The organism is Robertmurraya sp. DFI.2.37 (assembly GCF_029211245.1).
Classification (GTDB): Bacteria; Bacillota; Bacilli; order Bacillales; family Cytobacillaceae; genus Robertmurraya; species Robertmurraya methanolica_A.
Genome location: NZ_JARGEJ010000287.1, coordinates 1 through 410, shown reverse-complemented (window position 1 = coordinate 410; position 410 = coordinate 1). Strand labels below are relative to the sequence as shown.

1 pseudogene is annotated in these 410 nt (G+C 35.9%); it reads right to left on the bottom strand.

From position 1 onward, the window contains the following. Positions 1-119: 119 nt before the first annotated feature. A pseudogene (locus PZE06_RS26530) lies at positions 120-410 on the bottom strand (RNA helicase); the annotation flags it as partial.

Here is a 410-nt window from a genome sequence, read left to right as displayed (position 1 = left end):
CAAATGTTAACAGCCTCTATGCATTTATTTCGATCGAGTCTTCGAAAAAATCGAATAAAACTATTTTCTTACAAAGAGGAAAATTATTCAACTTTGAAGCCCTTATGTTGAACTCCTTTTTACCATCTATCATAGCGTTTTTCATGACAAAAATTACAAATTGGAAAGTGGTGCTCCCAATATAACGGTTTTCCGCAGCTCCTGCACTTCTTTTTCATTTTCTTGACTTCCGGCTTCAAAGATTCATGAACAGCATCACTCAGTTCTGCTCTCACCTTTTCCCAGTAAAGTGCTTCAAGCCTTTTATCCAGACGATACAAAAATAATAAATACAGTCCAATTGCTTTATAGGATAATTCCTGCTCTTCTAAATTTCTTTTTCGAATGACTGGCTCTGGCAATTCTTCTCC